We start from the raw sequence: 17124 nt of genomic DNA, 5'->3' as shown, positions 1-17124 counted from the left end.
ATTTTTTAATCCTTGTGAATAAGGCTCCGTAAATGAAAAACATGTTTTTACTTGGCGAATGTATGATTGAGTTGATGACAACCTCATCAAACACCATGAAGCAATCATTCGCTGGTGATGTTTTTAACACGGCTGTTTACCTAAAGCGCACGTTTACAGATGTGAACGTGCAATTGGTCACAGCGGTAGGTAAAGACCCATTCAGCCTTAATATGATTCAGTATTTTAAAGATGAGAACATTGGTACGGATTTAGTGTTTACATCGGACACAAAGATCCCTGGTTTATATTCGATACAGTTGGATGAATATGGTGAGCGTAGCTTTACCTATTGGCGTGAAAATGCTGCAGCCCGTCAAGTTATGCAGCACATTCAATCTGAACAAATAGCGCAATTGTCTGCTGGTGATATGTTTTTCTTTTCAGGCATTTCATTAGCTGTTGTAGAGCCTCAGGCCAGAAATGATTTCTGGTCTATGGTGAAACAATTAAAAGCATCCGGTGTGCAAATCGTGTTTGATCCAAATTATCGACCTCGATTATGGCAAAGCCCGAACGAAGCCAAAGCGCAATTTGAGCTGGCATTTCATGCCGCCGATACTCTGCTACCGGGTATTGACGATTTTGAACAACTTTACGCCATAAATAACGCTGCTGACATGATAGGTTTTTTAGCCCCATTCAGCATTGACGAGCTCATCATTAAAAATGGCCCTGAATCTGTCGTTGCATTATTTAACCAATCAGAGCCAGTTGAATTTAAGGTAAAACCTGTCACGAATGTGGTGGATACCACCTCCGCTGGTGACTCGTTTAACGGTGTGTATTTAGGGGCAAGAATGAATGGTATTGCGGTATTAGATGCCGTTGACCTCGCCTCTAAATCGGCTGCATTTGTTATACAGCATAAAGGCGCAATCGTAGACAAGGTCGAGTTTAATCAGTTTAGCAAGACATTATCTCTATCGTAAAAAACATTTGTCCTCGTGTTGATGAGTCGCCGATTAACTACTCATTGCTCAGCGGTTCAATTAATGCAGGCTAATGAATTAGCTAAAGATAATTTAAGCTGGGGCTGTACCCAAAGAGCCCTTTTTTATTTGGCTCAACCTACTTTATTGGTATCCACTCCCTTTCAGGTATCAATAATGTAGGTTAGGCCATTTCCTATCTCGCCCCTAACCTGATCAATAAAGCTTCATTTGCCACAATCACCCAAATCCCCAATCTAAGAAGTGCATAAACGCATATCATTGAAAGAGTATCTAGCGACAGGAATTAGCAGCTTATGTGCTTACTTCTTTGTAGACGTTTCTTGTTGTGGCGGCGAGAATAACACCGACAAGCGCTGCTTAATCGATAAGTCAGGCTGACTGACATCTTTGAACATATCTCGCCATTCAGCAAAGCTAACCACTATCGGATTCATGCTATTTACCGGTTTTGTAATCCCATAAATAACCGTCGCTTTTTCAGGCTCAAAGGTACCAAATAACTTATCCCATATGATCAACACCCCAGCATAGTTCTTATCGATATACTCAGGGTTTTGACCATGGTGAACTCTGTGATGGGAAGGCGTGTTAAAAATCCACTCAATTGGTCCAAGCGTCTTCACCGCTTGGGTGTGCACAAAAAACTGTAACCCTAAGTTCAGTAATACCACAAACACCACCCAATTAGGTTCAAAACCAATCACTATCAAGGGTAGCCAGAATAACCACATTCCAGCCAATGGATACATTAAGCTCTGCCTGAAGGCTGTACTAAAATTCATATTTTCAGAGCTGTGATGCACCACATGTGCGGCCCACATCCAACGGATCCGATGACTTGCACGATGAAACCAGTAATAAAAGAAGTCTTGTAACACCATCAATAAGAGAAAACTGAGTACCCCCATCTCAATATCAAATAACTTCCAACCAAAAAAGTATAAATACACTTTCGCGATTAACAGGCCAGCAAGAATGTCAGTCAATTGATGCATGCCAGCTAAACAAACATTACACCAGACCTCCGCTTTTTGATAACGAGCAGAAAGCGGTAATTTGTGGCGTAAATCCCCTAAAAACCACTCCAATAAAATGCAAATAAAGAACACAGGCGCAAGTACTAAAAGTAGTGCTTCGGGGTGATCGATAATTGAATTCAAATCCATTGAATGTCCATCCTAGTTATTATTATTTTAAACTTATTTTTTGATGTTAGTTTCTTGATGTTAGTTTCTGAACCCTGCATGTCGTTATTAAACAAGGCCTACCATTTAGCAAAATGATCTTCTGTCAGCCCAAGCTGATTTCGTAAAACATGTTTACGGTTATTATTATCAATAATATGGCCACTAAAATAACCAATGTACTGCCTGAAGTTACTTTTCAAAAAGCCAAAATTGCGTTTTTCACTACGACAATTTAACGCCCTAAAGGTCAAATCCACTTGGTTATCAGCGGTGCTAAGCTGCCAATAATCGTCACTTACATGTCGATTAAAATCAAACTTAACCGCAGGCAATAAATGTCGCTCGCCATTTATCCAAAGCACATTTTCCGTTGCACCGGTTTCATTTACGCCAGCAGCAAGATTAAGTCCAAGCACACCATGCTCAACCTGCGCATTGATTGACGCCCAGCGCCAGCTCGTTTCACGGCGCATATACCCCGCAGAGAAGTCATAGCCGCCAAGTGCGTATTGTAAAGGCTGTGGCTCATGCTTAATGGTTAAGCTGCCTTTAACTTTTAAGCCATTGTGTTTTTGGGTGTACGTCCAGCCGTTATACCCCGTTGGGGTACATAAGCTCATAGGTAAACTCAGCACAGGCGGCTCTAACGTTAACTCGGCCTGAATATCGTCAGTTTGAATACTGAGTTGCCATACGCCTTCTTTGATGGAAAAAACAATAGGACCTTGCTTGTGCTTAATACGGGCTTTTCCTTGCAAAGGAGAGCGCGAAACCGACATTCCCCATGACAGTGGCTTTAAAGCTTGAGTTTCAGTTAAGCGGTTTTTTTCAATATCATACAAATAACAAAAACTACTACCAACATAGCGGATATCAGCTATAGCAACACCAATGATATATCGAGGCGTGGTGATATTGATAAATTGAAACTGTTTATAATCAAAGTACTTTGCCCACCAAGAGCAAGGCTTATCCATTTCATTGAAATAGTGAAACTGTTTAATGCTTAGATCTGATACCGCACCATCAAAATGACCAAATATAGGTTGTCCTTCAGCATTCATTAGCTTGTCAGGTGCAAGTTGTAAGTGATTCATTGACATACTTATTCCGTGTGTTATCTCTGTATGTGGTTTATTACGCTTGCGCACTAATTACTCTAACGTGAACAAATTAACAGTTGAAGTCAAATAGCGTGAGTTTGCGAATAAGATTCTTACCGCTCAAATCCTCAATATAGATATCAGGTTACGCTAATTAACTGCACTAATTAGGCTGGATTGGTGCTTAAAATCTGTTATTCTGAGCCCACCATTTTTTATTATTTTTAGTTATGAAATCATTGTCATTAGTGCTTTGCTCCGCCCTATTTTTAACCGCTTGCGCCAGTCATACTCCCACTCATATTGCACTAAACCCCAATGTGCCTGTATCAGAGTATAAAATTGATCGCTTTGATTCTGTTGCAGTCAGCACCATTGACGTTCGTAAAGCTAACTTTATTGTGAGATTTAACAAAGAAGGCGAAGCTGCAAAATTGGTCAGCCCAAGTGAACCTATTAGGCAACAGCTTGATGACGTATTTAAAAAGGCAATGAGAAATGCTGGTTATCAAGTCGACCCAGCGGCCAGCCATACCGCACAATTCCAATTAGACTATCTACTTACAGATGTCACAGAGTCAACATTCGGTTTTGAAGCAAAAACAGCACTAACTATCAATGTTGTCGCAAAAAACGAGAACCAAGAATTCACTAAGATTTACAACGCAAGAGGTATGTTAAAAGGCCCATTTAGCCCTGACTTTGCCACGCTTGAATTAGACATGAACAAACTCATTGATGAGTTAACCACTAAAATCATAAACGATGCAGAACTGCATCAGTTTTTACAACAATAACACTCACCCCGAATAAGGAAGATCTCATGCTAAAGTGGATTGCTGCCAGCATTTTGTTACTGACATCCATGGTGAGCCAAGCCGCCATTGATATTCAACCTAACACGCTTTACCCACAAGTCGAGTTTGATACCACTATGGGTAAAATCGTCGTTGAATTGGATCGCACCCGTGCCCCGCTCACTGTCGACAACTTCCTTACTTATGTCGTTAAAGGTGAATACGACAATACGATTTTTCACCGTATTATCGCTGATTTTGTTGTTCAAGGTGGCGGCCTGAGCCCTGAGCTTGAAGAACGTGAATCTATGGACCCGCTATTTAACGAATCAGGAAACGGGTTATCAAACAGTATGGGCACGATTGCCATGGCTCGTGATAATGATCCGCATTCTGCGACCCGTCAGTTTTACTTTAATGTCGGTGACAATAAAAACCTTAACCCTTCAAAACGCCGTTGGGGATATGCGGTATTTGGCGAAGTCATTGAAGGGATGGCAGTTTTAGAAGCTATGTCTTATGTGCCGACTGGCCATAACGATGAATTAAACTGGCCTGATTTTCCTATCAAAGAAATCAAACTGAATAAAGCGACACTACTGAAAAAATAAAAAAGGGCCATAATTACCACTTTTTATTAAATCATTTTTTCAACAACAGCTGGAGTGAAACATTGATTTTACTCCAGTTTTTTTAGCCTGTTATCTTTGGTTTACAAATTATTCCAGAACAAAACACTGAATTTTCGATGACAATGTAAATTCGAGTAAATATTCAACAATCCTGACTATACTTACCTAACCTATTCACTGTTTTACTCCCGTGTTTTGATTTCCGTGTGACAACACAAGCTCACACTCTTGTATTCATTTATCAGATTTTGTTCATGGATTGTATTTAAAAAAGGATGTCATCAATGACCCCAAATGACTTCATAGAAACAAAGGCGCCGCAGCTTGCCTATTATGGGAAAGCATTTTTAAATAACCAATTAGAGCACAGCGAAATTAAGCTCTACATGTGGGACGTACTCGAAGAGTGGCAATCTATTGCCGATAGCCCGACTTTCGAACCCCAAACTCCTACCGACACAGAAAAAGTATTTTGGCATCTTCTCCATTGTTTTGACCAATGGCCCGCGATTGTAATTAGAGGTAATCAATTCTTACGTCAACAAGTCGATGATTGCTGCGATTACATTAATATAGGTGGCACAATGCCATCAGGTTGTATCGGTTTACGGCCGACAAATTAACCAAAAGTTTCCCTTTGTTATCCCTGTTTTTATAATAGGTTAAATTTCCAATCAGAATGGCTTGAACCAATGAGCAGCGCAGCATAAGCTAGAGCCATTCTCCTTCAATCAGTTGCCTTAATGTCAGAACTGTTATCTCGTACCCGTGAAGCCTTATCTGTTTATTATCACAAACGTGTCCTTGCAATGTTATTGCTTGGGTTTTCTGCAGGCTTGCCTCTCATGCTGGTGTTTTCCACTCTTAGCTTTTGGCTTAGAGAAGCCGGTGTTGACCGTGCGGCTATCGGTTATTTTAGCTGGATAGCCCTCACCTATGCCTTTAAGTGGGCTTGGTCACCATTGGTTGACCGAATGGCACTGCCAGTATTTACACGGTTATTTGGGCGGCGACGAGGTTGGATGATCTTTGCCCAACTTGGTCTTGTAGCTGCGATATTAGGTATGGCGCAAAGCGATCCCCTCGTTGATTTAGAACAGCTAGCCATTTTTGCTCTCATTCTGGCTTTTGCCTCTGCCACTCAAGATATTGTGATTGATGCCTTTCGAATAGAATCTGCACCGCAAGACATGCAAGCGGCATTAGCTGCTGCGTACCAAGTGGGTTATCGCGGCGCTATGATAGTGGCCACAGCTGGCGCATTAACTATCGCCGCATGGGTTGACCCAGGTAACACTGACTATAATTTAGAGGCTTGGCAAACCGCTTACTTTGTCATGGCAATGCTCATGTCAGTGGGGCTCATTACCACCTTATTCTGTAAGGAGCCTCAAGTTGATACTAAAGATGCTGATGAGAACGAACGCCAATTAAAGCAAAAATTTGCTCAAAAATACCCGACTAAAATGGCAAGTGCTATGGCCTGGTTATACAGTGCAAGCGTGTTGCCATTTGTCGACTTTTTCAAGCGCTACGGTAAAAGTGCCATCCTGATTTTATTACTGATTTCTTGTTATCGGATCTCAGATATTGTGATGGGAATTATGGCAAATGTGTTTTACGTCGATATGGGCTTTAGCAAAGAAGAAATTGCGTTTTTAAGTAAAGTATATGGATTAATCATGACGTTACTCGGTGCTGGTGCGGGCGGCATTTTAATTATGCGTTATGGCACGATGAAGATTTTGTTTGTCGGTGCTTTACTTGTTGCAGTCACCAACCTACTGTTTGCTTGGCAGGCGTATATTGGTTACAACGTGCCATTTTTAACCTTTGCCATTTCGGTAGACAACTTTAGTGCAGGGATTGCAACTGCCGCCTTTATTGCTTACCTATCCAGCTTAACTAGCAGCGGATACAGTGCCAGCCAATATGCATTACTGTCGTCAATTATGCTGCTATTCCCTAAGTTTATTGCAGGGTTTTCTGGGGTATATGTAAACGCATTTGGCTACGTTAACTTCTTTATTGCTGCCAGTTTAATTGGCTTCCCCGTGTTATTGATGATTAGCTTATTACAGCGCTACCCTCCCCCCTGCCAACAGGCTGATAAGCAAACAGCATCAGCAAACCCTGATGCAAATAGCGCTAACGAAAAAAGCGCTGACGTAAACAGTGATGCCAATAAACTCACTTAGCAGAGTTAACAGACTCTACACGTATACTGCACAGCAGCATTCACACGTCATCGAATACAATTAGTCACAACAAAAAGCCCAACTTAAGGTTGGGCTTTTTTATACGCATTACATATACAGCACTGCAGTTACCACAAGCCTTTTGACTTAACTTTGCTGGCTCGAGCCAATTGAGACGTTAGCTGAGACTCAGCCAACTCTGTAGCGCCCATTTGGGAGCCACTGATCGATAATCCTTGATTAAGCTTATCTGCTACCGCTTGAAATTGGCTGGTTAACTGTTGTTGTAATAGCAAAATAGACTGCTGAATCGCTTTTTGATTAGTCTCAATGGCGGTTTGAATATCAGTGAATGGCTCAAGATTATCTTGAGCTGAAAGCACATTATCAGGCAAGCTTGCCGACATTGATTCAATTTGTTGTGTTAGAGCTGATAGCATTTTTTGGTTATTGTGTTCAACCGTTGCTACTTGCTCGCTTAATGTCGTTAGCGCATTACTAATTTCAACACAATTAATATCAACACGATTAATATCAGCACTGTTAATTGTCTCTTGCAGTTCAGTGGTAAACTTGCCACACAGCGACGTTTCTAATCCACCGACGGCTTCTGTTGTATTGAGCTGCATTTTTTCAAAATGGCTTTGATACAAGCTTTGCTGCGCTTGAAGCGCTTGCTGTGCACTCGCCTCCTGCTGCTTTAAGACTTCCTCTCGGTGGCTTGCCAATATAACTTCTAACTGTTGCCATTGAGCTTCCTCTAGACCTTGATGCGATGTGGCAAGGCTAGGCTCTATTGCTGGCTCACTTTCAGTGTCATCAAATAAGCTTATTTGCTTCATTAATCGAGCAGCACTGACGCCATCCACATGATATTGCTCACTAATAAGCCTAGGTAAATCAGCCGAGACTTGGTGCAAATAAAGGCCGCTGAGGTAGATGTCTCGATGAAAGTGACTGCGCCGCTGAAGGGCAATATCTTTATCATCACCACGGCTTTTTTCCGTTTCTTGCCAAGCTCTTAAATTATCAATAGCAAAGCTATGTTGCTTATGTAGCTCTGGCGCTAAATTAAATGTGCACTGAATTCGCATAAAAGTTACCTATTAAGCTGCGTGATAACAACAGATCTCACGAGATAAGGCTTCTTGAGGCTGTTCAAGTAACACGATTTTTTCACCTAAGCTTGGGTAAACGGCATGCACAGCTTCTTCAATCAGCATAGCGCCGCCGCCCACAAGATAAACGCGGTTAGGGTTACGCATAAAGGTTTTGGCTTCATAAGCAATTGCATTACCGAGTTCTTGAATTTTGTTCTCAATACATTCAAGCACCCAATCAACTTTGCTTAAATCATTAATAACTTCACAAGCAAACTCACGGTCATGACGGTGCTTAATTAGCTCATTTGCCACCAAGTAACTTGCGTCACTATCAGCTGCTGCCAAGGCTTTTCTCGCGGCGTCTGTCACCATAGACACGCCGATAGTGGCATTGCCGTATACACTCGACACGTCATCAAATTCACCGACGATCACACCCATATCCAAGGTTGTGCCACCAACATCAATGACTAACGATTTAGTAAAGGCATTGATACCAGAATCCACTAACGTTGTTAACACCGCAGGCAAGCTTTCAGGCAGCACTTCAACATCCACTATCTGGAATAACTCACCTTTATTGAGCGAAATTTCACGCAATAAGTTTTCTTTTTTACGGGCGATGTTGGCTTCATTCTTTTGGCAATCATCCGCATTGTAATATTCAGTAATTGGTAAGGTGACCAAAATGCTCACAGGGCATGGCGCTACACCCGTTTGAAGTAAGGCATGATGCACTGATAATAGGTTTAAATCATCGTACTGATATGCCACATGAGTGGTTGATAACGCTCTGTCCGATGTGGCATCAAAGGTGTATTTGGTCGAACCTATTTGATAATTAAATATCTTCTTTCCATTGAGTAATGCAGCACTTTTCCAATCTTTCCTAAACGAATTAGGAGAAGTCACACAATGTACTTTGTCATTTTCAATCCAGCTGATTTTGACATTGGTAGAACCATCATCGATGGCAAATTTCATTTTTGCAGTGCTCATAACGCGAATCTTAAAGTGTCTTAATGAAAGGTGTGCAGCAACAAGGCGACCACAAACGCTCACAACTTAAATAAAAAATGAATTTTTATCGATTAATGATTTAGATAATAAAAAACGCCGTAACCTTTAACGGCTACGGCGCTTGCATCATTCAAATAAGCGAATTGAAACTAATCAGTCACGAAAGTTATTAAACTGAAAAGGCTGCCCTAGTTCGGACTCTTTTGCTAAGCGCATGACCGCTTGCAAATCATCACGCTTTTTACCCGTCACACGAACAGAGTCGCCTTGAATCGCCGATTGTACTTTCAATTTACTGTCTTTGATTTGTTTAACCAACTTTTTGGCAATTAAACTATCAATCCCTTGCTTAAACTTTACTTTTAAACTGAAGGTTTTACCGCTATGAACTGACTTTTCATCCACTTCCATCGCTGATGGTTCAACGTTACGTTTACTTAATTGTATACGTAAAATATCCACCAATTGACGACACTGAAAATCATCTTCAGCTTTCAGTGTAACCACATTATCTTTATGTTCGATTTCAGCTTCTTTACCACGAAAGTCAAAACGCCCAGCAAGCTCACGACGTGAGTTTTCGACAGCATTACGTAGTTCGACTTCATCAACTTCTGACACAATATCCATAGATGGCATTGGAGTTCTCCCCTATTTACGATGCCACTATTCTAGCATTTTCCACCACAGGGCAAACCCTCCATAAAATAGAAAACAATAATTATCTGGAAGTTAATGACATTAATCGTGGTATTTTCTATCATTGCTGCATCGAAACGATATTGCATCAGGCTAAGTTAACCACAGCATGAAATTAAAACTTTTTTTTACAGGCGCATTTGTAGTCGCAGTACTTGTGGTGAGTTACTTAGTCTTTTCCAAACCTAATTACCCAGTTACCTTCTCAAATATGGATAAAGTCGGCCATACGGTCAGCTTTTTAGGGTTGGCGTTTCTCGCCTACTTTGCGTTTAAGCCTAAATGGTATTGGATGTGCTCTGTCCTCACTGCTTATGCGATTTTAATTGAAGTTATCCAATCCCAAATACCTTACCGAAGTGCCTCGGTAGCCGATGTGGTCGCTGACGTACTGGGGATTGCTTTGTTCTATCTATTTTTGTTTGTATTTAGAAAGTACCAAGCGGCTAAATTACTCCCTAAACCTGCTTCAAAAGTATAATAAGCGAGCCCATTATGCTTCAACCTCACACAACCAAAACGGTTGCCGCCACTAAACCTACGGTTGCCATTCTTGGTGCTGGCGCCATCGGCATGTTGGTTTACAAGCAGTTATCTGAGTTCACTCAGCCGATATTACTCGGTAGGGATTTAATCAAAGAACACGCACTGACATTTGAACCTTTTTCAAAGGAAGCCACCAACGAGACACAGATCATTGAAGGGGTGATGTGCGATGTAAACACGATAACTCACACTCAACTTGCCTCAGTTTCGTTAATCATCGTTTGTGTAAAGTCTTATCAAGTAACGCATGCCATCAGGCCACTCATCGATAGCCTGCCGCAGCACTGCACATTGCTGTTGTTGCATAATGGCATGGGACCGCATTTAGATACCCTCGCTTTATTGGCACAACATCAAAGAGACGACATTAACCTTTATCTTGGCACAACATCGCAAGCGGCATTAAAATGCAACAAGCTTCATGTGCGTCAAACCGGTACAGGTAAGACAATGTTGGGCCATTTAAAAGGCAAAAAATTAACAGAGAAGCAATTGGCACTGTTAACCCAAGCAATACCTGATTGTCACGTAAGCGAGGACATTCGTTTAGCCCTCTGGCAAAAGCTGGTCATCAACTGTGCGATTAATCCACTTACGGCCATAGAACAGTGCCGTAACGGTCAACTCGCCAAACCGCAATACCAAACACGCATAGATAATATTATCGACGAATGTATCATGGTGGCTAATGCAGACGGCGTAATGCTATCCAAACCAGCAATGGTTGAATACGTCTATCAGGTTATCGCACTGACGGCGAATAACTACTCCTCAATGCATCAAGATATTGCGCACCAACGCCAAACTGAAATACATCAAATTAATGGCTATGTCACGTCACGGGCGAAGTATCATCATATTGCTACCCCTGTGAATGACCAACTCGTGGATGATGTCAGCTCATTATAGGATTGACGCTAGACTTATTGATAACAGCCTTGAGCTTATATAAACAGCCTTGAGCTTTAAGATAACAGCCCTGAGCCTTAAAATAACAACCTTGAGCTTATACAAACAGCCTTGTACTCACTAATAAAAAGCTGCCTTAGTCTTATGACCAAACCGACTTTTACGCCCACTTACCAACCTTTCAAGCCTGCCATTGTTGCAGGGTATATCAGCATGCTGCTTGGGGTTTTATTTTGTATAACCTACTTTGACCGCCCACTAGCTGAATATATACATCATGTAATGCATGTAAAAATAGCCAGCTTTGCCTACTCAAGCCAAACACATGCTGTGCTAGAGTCATTATCCAAAAGTCCTTTGGTGCTGGAAATATTGGCCTTCATCATCGTTGTGCTTAGCCTAACTAAGCCCTATCAACTGCGCCTTTATCATCTAAGAAATATCATCTTATTGGTTGCAATCAACGCCACTATTATCAGAGTCAGCGCCAAGATAGTGTTTGGCCGCACTTGGCCAGAAACTTGGACTAACAATAACCTCTCTTGGATATCCCATGGCGTAGAGGCATTTTATCCGTTTTCTTTATCGGCAGGCTTTCATTCTTTCCCGTCAGGACACACCCTATTGACGTTTACATTCGCATCGTTGTTTTGGCAATGTTTCCCCCGTTTTAAGTTGGTATGGATATTTGCGATGTTGGCGGTAGTGCTAGGGCAATTACTGCAAAATTATCATTATTTGGGCGATATTCTCGCGGGCGCAACGCTTGGTTTACTCGTAAGCCAACTGAGTATTAATTATTATTGTCACAACAAGAATTTCAGACATAAAAAAGGACCTTTCAATAGGTCCTAATTTGATGATTCGTTGACTTTAACTGAGAGCGATTAACGGTTAGATATCGATACCAAAACCCACGATAAACTGGTAATCATTTTCTTTTGGCGTATTGCCGTCAGAATCAGGTTGAGGGCTCGCTGTGTGATCCCAGACAAACGATAAATCTAAATCGAAGATATCCGTTAACTCAATCTCAAGTGTCGCTAAAGCATGATGAGTATAACCACCAGAATCATCATCACCGTATTGCACACGATAAGAAGTGATAAAATCGATATCGCTGGTTATTTCGGTATCATAAACCGTCTCAACTACCACAGTTGCGGAGCTACTGTCTGTGCTTTCTCCCGCTTCGACATTATTAAACTTAGTATAGGTATATGCTGGACCACCTGAAATACTCCACTCGGTTTTCGAAGTATCAATGATGTTATAACCTAAACCCGAACCTAAAGTTAGCTTGTATTCAATGTTTAAAAACTTATCGGTATAAATCTCAGCAAACACAGGGCGCAAATAAAACTGCTTAGATAAAAACCAATCGAAGTTGGTATTAATACGGTTGTTATTAATTTTCTCTTCACTGTCTGATTTAGAATAGTTACCGATATAGTCGATATTAAATCGAGACTCAGTGGTTCTGCGTTTAGTTTTCGCGATAGCACTGTAATCAATTTGCTCAGTGTTACCCGATCTAAAGTTGGCACCTAAACTAATTTTACTCGACCAGTAATTAGATTCAGTTTGCTCGCCTGCGATAATGGTCAGAATTTGCTCTCGCTGAAACTCTTTACCGTCAATAAACATTTTACCATCACGCACCAATAACTGTCCGCTTTGGGTGCTTAAATCTAAAAAGCCAATACTGACCGTGCCAGCACTTTGCAGCACTTTAACGTCATCCCAATCAATAAAAAGAGTGTCGAGTTCATCGCTTTCAAACTCAAGCTGATCATCATACAGGTTTTTTATTTCCCCTTTTAACAGCTCCATCGAAGTTAACTGTAGCCAATCAAACTCACTGTCTTGAGGCGGGGTAACTTGTTCGGGAGTAAAATTTGCGGCACCTGATAATTGGCTACCTTCAGGCGCTAAACTTTCTGTCGAAAGAGTGGCACTGTAAACATTAGAACTTAATGTAAATAAGAGGCTAGTGCAGCCTATGGCAACACTCAGTTGTCGAGCAAGGTGAATCATAAAACACTCCCTGAATAAGACTTCTTGGTTTTACTCAGGCTAGTATAGTACGAAAAAACAACAAATTAAAATCAATATAAGGCATTAAACCCCAAATGGGGTTACCCCGTCAGCTGCAGCTAAATGTTAAGTCCACATCACCAAAATTGCAGCTAGTGCTATTAAGACTAAACCCAATATTTCGTTAACCTTCACTTTTTGTTTTAACCAAAATACGCTAATGAGCATAGTAAAAAACACTTCAATTTGACCTAAGGTTTTCACATAAGGCACAGCTTGCAACGACATTGCACTAAACCAACCTATAGAAGCGATACAGCTACACACACTGATTGAAAGCGTTAACCTTGGTCTATGCCAAAGCGCCAGTAATGTCGCTCGGTCTTTAATCCCAAGGTAACTGACCAGTATCAATGTCTGTAGACCAATAACAGATAACAACACCCAAGCAGCTCTATGGGTAAATGGAATAGGGTCATACATCGCTGAGTCAGTCATGAGCAGCAAGCTTGCCTCTCGTACCCAAAGGGATGTGAACGCAAACGCAACCCCACTGCCAATACCAAGCACTATGGTATTAAGCGATAATCGCTTAACACCCCGTTGAGTGCTTAACAGCATTACAGCCACCGCACCAATTATCACACCAATCCAGCCTAACAAACTCAGACTCGTACCAAAAAACAGCACACCTAATATCGCCGCGACCAAGGCCTCACTTTTCGCAAGCCCTGCACCAACAGCAAAGTTCTTTAACTGAAATAGTTTAACCATCAATCCCGTAGCCAAAATTTGCATCAAAGATGCCCCAATGACAAAAGCATAAAATTGATAACTAAAACTGGGAAGCTCACTGGGTTGAAATTGATAAAGGCTGAAAAGGTATAAAGCAGCAATTGGACCTGCCCAAATAAAGCGCGCCAAGGTGACACCACTGACTTTCACTTGCTGACTCAGCTCACTTTGAAATGCATTACGCCAAGATTGCATAAAAGCGGCAAGTATTGTCAGTGCTATCCACATACATTTATACCCAATAATTCATAGAGTTGAGGTTTATTTTAATGACTTAATTGAACAGTCTTTTAATACTTTAAAGTATCACACACTCAGCAATAGATTGCTGGTAATTTGTTCTAGCCTAGAAGTAGCGTTCGACCTGTGTCGAACATACTTATTTGTTCGCATATAGTCATGTGGGGGAGATAAATGATTTAAAGTTAGTATGGTTCTGAACAGAAGCTTGTAAGCGCAAAGGGGATAGAATCGCTCGTGGGATTAGGAAAGGTAATAAATTAAAGTGTACACTGACCCACATATTACTTTTGCACAAAAGGTGACAGTGGCCGGAGGACAGATTGCAGGCGCTTGTCAAGTACTGACTTTGCGATGTACATAATACGTTACGATAGCATACCCAATGAGCATTAATAAGAAGCAAAACATTGTCTGAAGGCCGAGTCCAATAGACCAAAACTTTAAGGGAGCTTCAAATGCCCAACTTTTAGCATGACCAGGAAGATTAAGTATTGCAGCAATTTGATTATATAAATGTATAGAAATTGAAGCTGAAGTGGCAAGTGGAACTATGCCTTTTACCGACTTAGACAACCCTCCGATAACGATGCAGACAACAATAAGAGGAGAAAATAAGATAAGCCACCAGAAAACTGGTACAGCCTGAACTTCAGGTAACATTGGTAAAATTACCTGAATATAAATGAGGTAATCACTTAAAGCCTCAACGAGACCAACACAAAAAAAACTCCCTATTACTATCTTAATGCGCGATATCTCCAAAGCACTTAACGCCTAATTAACAGGCTAAAAATTGTGGGCTAAAATGGAGCGAAGCGAACAGCCCGCTGTATTTAGTCCTTGTTGAATTTCTTGTTAGATTTTTTCTTTCAGCTGTTTAATAGAGCTAGAAAGTACAATATCTTTTTCTGATCTCAGATGTTCAGGCATACGATCAATAATAATTTGTGGGGTAATACCATATCCTACAAACTCTCTCCCATCTGGGTATGTATCTCTTTTAGTACAAATTCTGAAAGACCCACCCCCTGGTAAATCAAAGAAAATTGGTTGCCCCGTACTTCCATATGTTTTTTCACCAACGGTAGTAAAATGCTTTAGCTTATCTGCATAGATTAAAAAATCCTCTGCTGCTGAGGCGGTATGCCTCCCAATCAACACGTAGGTAGGTACAATATGACTATTTTCTTTTGCTTTGAGCGATTCCATAGCACCTGCCTCCCATGCATTATCTTGGGCATAACTTTTATATTTTTCACTATAGTTTCCCCATGCTTTAAACGCAGCAATATGTTTTCTGGTTTTCCAAATTGCCCCTTCTAAGTCTTTATTTGTAAAATGAGACAATATTTCAGCAGCAATGCTTGAGTTGCCACCTCCATTAAATCTAAGATCAATAATTAGAGCTTTAGACTTTTTAATATTTTCGTAAGCAGAATTAAAGTGTTGCAAAATTTCTTCATCATGAAACCCGTTCAAAGCTATATAAGCCACTTCATTATCTAACCACTTAAACTCAAGTAGTTCTCCATTGGAACTTGGTTGTTTTAAAGATACTTTATCTGTTTGTTGGTGGCGTGAATTTCTGGTAAGAGTTATGTCTTTGAATTCCCCTGATGGAGTTTTTATAGTGAAATTAACCTTGGTGTTAGGTGCGCCATCTAACATATCCCTTACTGCATTGTTCCATAAAATGTGCTCGGTTGAACTTGCAATATAAGGCATGATTTTAATTTTCAAATGAGTTTCTAAATCAACTCCTTCAACGGAGATAATAGTAGAGCCTAAGGGTATTTCAAATTGTAGTTCCTTTTCCACTTTAGTAACTACAGCTTGGTGATCAGCCTCAGTTAAACTTAAACCTGGCCAACCTACGTGCTTCGAAGAAAGTTCTTTAGGTAAATAGATATTAGTATGCCCATCTTGTAATAAAGCATTAAATTTCATTAGCTCACGGTAATACTCGTAAGTTGTTTCAGTAGCTAGTACCTTGGGGATATATTCTCTATATGCACTATCAAAATCTAAATCAGGTACTTGATCAAAAAATGCAAAGTTGTCGCTTGCTTCTTTCCAAAATAATGACAAACCATACAGCTTATCTTCATTTGATAAGTTATCAGGTGAATTTCCAACCTCTTTGGCTGAAACAGAAATTGATACAATTAACAAAGAAGCTAATAATACTTTTTTAATCATTGAAACTATCCTTAGTAGCTTAGAATACTGATGTAGGCATAAAAATCTAACGCCCTAATAATGGGCAAAAAATTGTTTGCTAAAATGTTGAGGAACGAAAACAGCAAACTGTTTTTTGTCCTTATTTATTAGCTTGTATGGATAATAAACCCACCTAATTTACAAATACTTCCCTGTTTCGGGTAATGTGAGACCCAGGCTTTAGCTGCAACTAAAGCTTTCCTTGTCGTAGTTCGATTGATTGCTGGCTCCTCTATTGAGAGACCGATAACAAGAAAGAACGCGACAAAGGACTCCAAGCAAAACACTCGAATAGTTTACTGGGTCTCGAACCCGCATTTGCAAGCAAGAGTTAGCTTATTATGAATTCAAAAACTAATCAAAACATTAACATCGGTGTCGATACGGGTAAGTTTCAGCTCGATATATATATCCGACCTCTCGATATCTTTTTCACCGTCAAAAACGATGAGAAAGGAATTAAAGAAGCTGTTAACTTAATCAAGAAACACCATCCTGAACGCATCGTTATTGAAGCAACAGGTCGCTTAGAAATGCCATTTRTTATGGCCTGTGCTGAAGCAAACCTTCCCTTCGTTATTGCGAACCCAATACACTGTGCTGAAGCAAACCTTCCCTTCGTTATTGCGAACCCAATACA

Annotated in this window: 16 protein-coding genes and 1 pseudogene; 9 read left to right on the top strand and 8 right to left on the bottom strand. The window is 40.6% G+C overall.

Annotated elements, in window-relative coordinates; translation table 11 throughout:
* Positions 1–32: 32 nt before the first annotated feature.
* On the top strand, positions 33–971 hold the full coding sequence (locus A9267_RS09120; protein ID WP_065108960.1) for a sugar kinase: 939 nt from the start codon (positions 33–35) through the stop codon (positions 969–971).
* Positions 972–1294: 323 nt separating this feature from the next.
* On the opposite strand, the gene A9267_RS09115 is transcribed toward A9267_RS09120, so the two are convergent.
* Together A9267_RS09115 and A9267_RS09110 are read right to left on the bottom strand one after the other, a co-directional pair.
* Complete coding sequence (locus A9267_RS09115) at positions 1295–2161, bottom strand: sterol desaturase family protein (RefSeq protein WP_055024346.1); 867 nt, start codon at positions 2159–2161, stop codon at positions 1295–1297.
* A 98-nt stretch (positions 2162–2259) separates the two neighbouring features.
* Positions 2260–3285, bottom strand: a complete 1026-nt coding sequence (locus tag A9267_RS09110; RefSeq protein ID WP_055024347.1) for a DUF2804 domain-containing protein — start codon at positions 3283–3285, stop codon at positions 2260–2262.
* Positions 3286–3515: 230 nt separating this feature from the next.
* Here A9267_RS09110 and A9267_RS09105 point away from each other — a divergent pair, with 230 nt between their 5' ends.
* The 4 genes from A9267_RS09105 to A9267_RS09090 all read left to right on the top strand — a co-directional run bounded on the left by A9267_RS09105 (position 3516) and on the right by A9267_RS09090 (position 6912).
* On the top strand, positions 3516–4082 hold the full coding sequence (locus A9267_RS09105) for a YajG family lipoprotein (RefSeq protein ID WP_055024348.1): 567 nt from the start codon (positions 3516–3518) through the stop codon (positions 4080–4082).
* Positions 4083–4108: 26 nt separating this feature from the next.
* Positions 4109–4693 carry a peptidylprolyl isomerase gene (locus A9267_RS09100; protein ID WP_055024349.1) on the top strand — a complete coding sequence of 195 codons (585 nt, stop codon included), beginning with the start codon at positions 4109–4111 and terminating at the stop codon, positions 4691–4693.
* 305 nt (positions 4694–4998) lie between these two features.
* On the top strand, positions 4999–5337 hold the full coding sequence (locus tag A9267_RS09095; RefSeq protein WP_055024350.1) for a hypothetical protein: 339 nt from the start codon (positions 4999–5001) through the stop codon (positions 5335–5337).
* Between the two features lie 120 nt (positions 5338–5457).
* Entirely contained in the window at positions 5458–6912 is a 1455-nt protein-coding gene (locus tag A9267_RS09090) for an AmpG family muropeptide MFS transporter (protein WP_065108959.1), read from the top strand.
* A gap of 128 nt (positions 6913–7040) precedes the next feature.
* Here A9267_RS09090 and A9267_RS09085 read toward each other — a convergent pair whose 3' ends face one another.
* The 3 genes from A9267_RS09085 to A9267_RS09075 all read right to left on the bottom strand — a co-directional run bounded on the left by A9267_RS09085 (position 7041) and on the right by A9267_RS09075 (position 9674).
* The gene (locus A9267_RS09085) at positions 7041–8006 is read right to left on the bottom strand and encodes a hypothetical protein (RefSeq protein ID WP_065108958.1); all 966 of its coding nucleotides are present in this window, start codon (positions 8004–8006) and stop codon (positions 7041–7043) included.
* A gap of 12 nt (positions 8007–8018) precedes the next feature.
* Complete coding sequence (gene parM, locus A9267_RS09080) at positions 8019–9014, bottom strand: plasmid segregation protein ParM domain-containing protein (protein ID WP_065108957.1); 996 nt, start codon at positions 9012–9014, stop codon at positions 8019–8021.
* 174 nt (positions 9015–9188) lie between these two features.
* The gene (locus A9267_RS09075) at positions 9189–9674 is read right to left on the bottom strand and encodes a YajQ family cyclic di-GMP-binding protein (protein ID WP_055024353.1); all 486 of its coding nucleotides are present in this window, start codon (positions 9672–9674) and stop codon (positions 9189–9191) included.
* 169 nt (positions 9675–9843) lie between these two features.
* Here A9267_RS09075 and A9267_RS09070 point away from each other — a divergent pair, with 169 nt between their 5' ends.
* The 3 genes from A9267_RS09070 to A9267_RS09060 all read left to right on the top strand — a co-directional run bounded on the left by A9267_RS09070 (position 9844) and on the right by A9267_RS09060 (position 12044).
* Entirely contained in the window at positions 9844–10215 is a 372-nt protein-coding gene (locus A9267_RS09070; RefSeq protein ID WP_065108956.1) for a VanZ family protein, read from the top strand.
* A 14-nt stretch (positions 10216–10229) separates the two neighbouring features.
* On the top strand, positions 10230–11189 hold the full coding sequence (locus tag A9267_RS09065) for a ketopantoate reductase family protein (protein ID WP_065108955.1): 960 nt from the start codon (positions 10230–10232) through the stop codon (positions 11187–11189).
* A 144-nt stretch (positions 11190–11333) separates the two neighbouring features.
* On the top strand, positions 11334–12044 hold the full coding sequence (locus A9267_RS09060) for a phosphatase PAP2 family protein (RefSeq protein ID WP_065108954.1): 711 nt from the start codon (positions 11334–11336) through the stop codon (positions 12042–12044).
* Between the two features lie 39 nt (positions 12045–12083).
* Here A9267_RS09060 and A9267_RS09055 read toward each other — a convergent pair whose 3' ends face one another.
* The 3 genes from A9267_RS09055 to A9267_RS09040 form a co-directional block, all read right to left on the bottom strand.
* Positions 12084–13226: a DUF481 domain-containing protein gene (locus tag A9267_RS09055; RefSeq protein ID WP_082972313.1), complete on the bottom strand. Its 1143-nt coding sequence runs from the start codon at positions 13224–13226 to the stop codon at positions 12084–12086.
* A gap of 126 nt (positions 13227–13352) precedes the next feature.
* Entirely contained in the window at positions 13353–14249 is an 897-nt protein-coding gene (locus tag A9267_RS09050; RefSeq protein WP_065108953.1) for a DMT family transporter, read from the bottom strand.
* Positions 14250–15119: 870 nt separating this feature from the next.
* Positions 15120–16463: a S41 family peptidase gene (locus A9267_RS09040; protein ID WP_065108951.1), complete on the bottom strand. Its 1344-nt coding sequence runs from the start codon at positions 16461–16463 to the stop codon at positions 15120–15122.
* A gap of 362 nt (positions 16464–16825) precedes the next feature.
* On the opposite strand from A9267_RS09040, the pseudogene A9267_RS09035 reads away from it, so the two are divergent.
* Positions 16826–17124 (top strand): annotated as a pseudogene (locus A9267_RS09035) (hypothetical protein); the annotation flags it as partial.

The organism is Shewanella sp. UCD-FRSSP16_17, assembly GCF_001675935.1.
Lineage (GTDB): Bacteria > Pseudomonadota > Gammaproteobacteria > Enterobacterales > Shewanellaceae > Shewanella > Shewanella japonica.
This window is presented reverse-complemented; position numbering and strand designations above follow the sequence as displayed.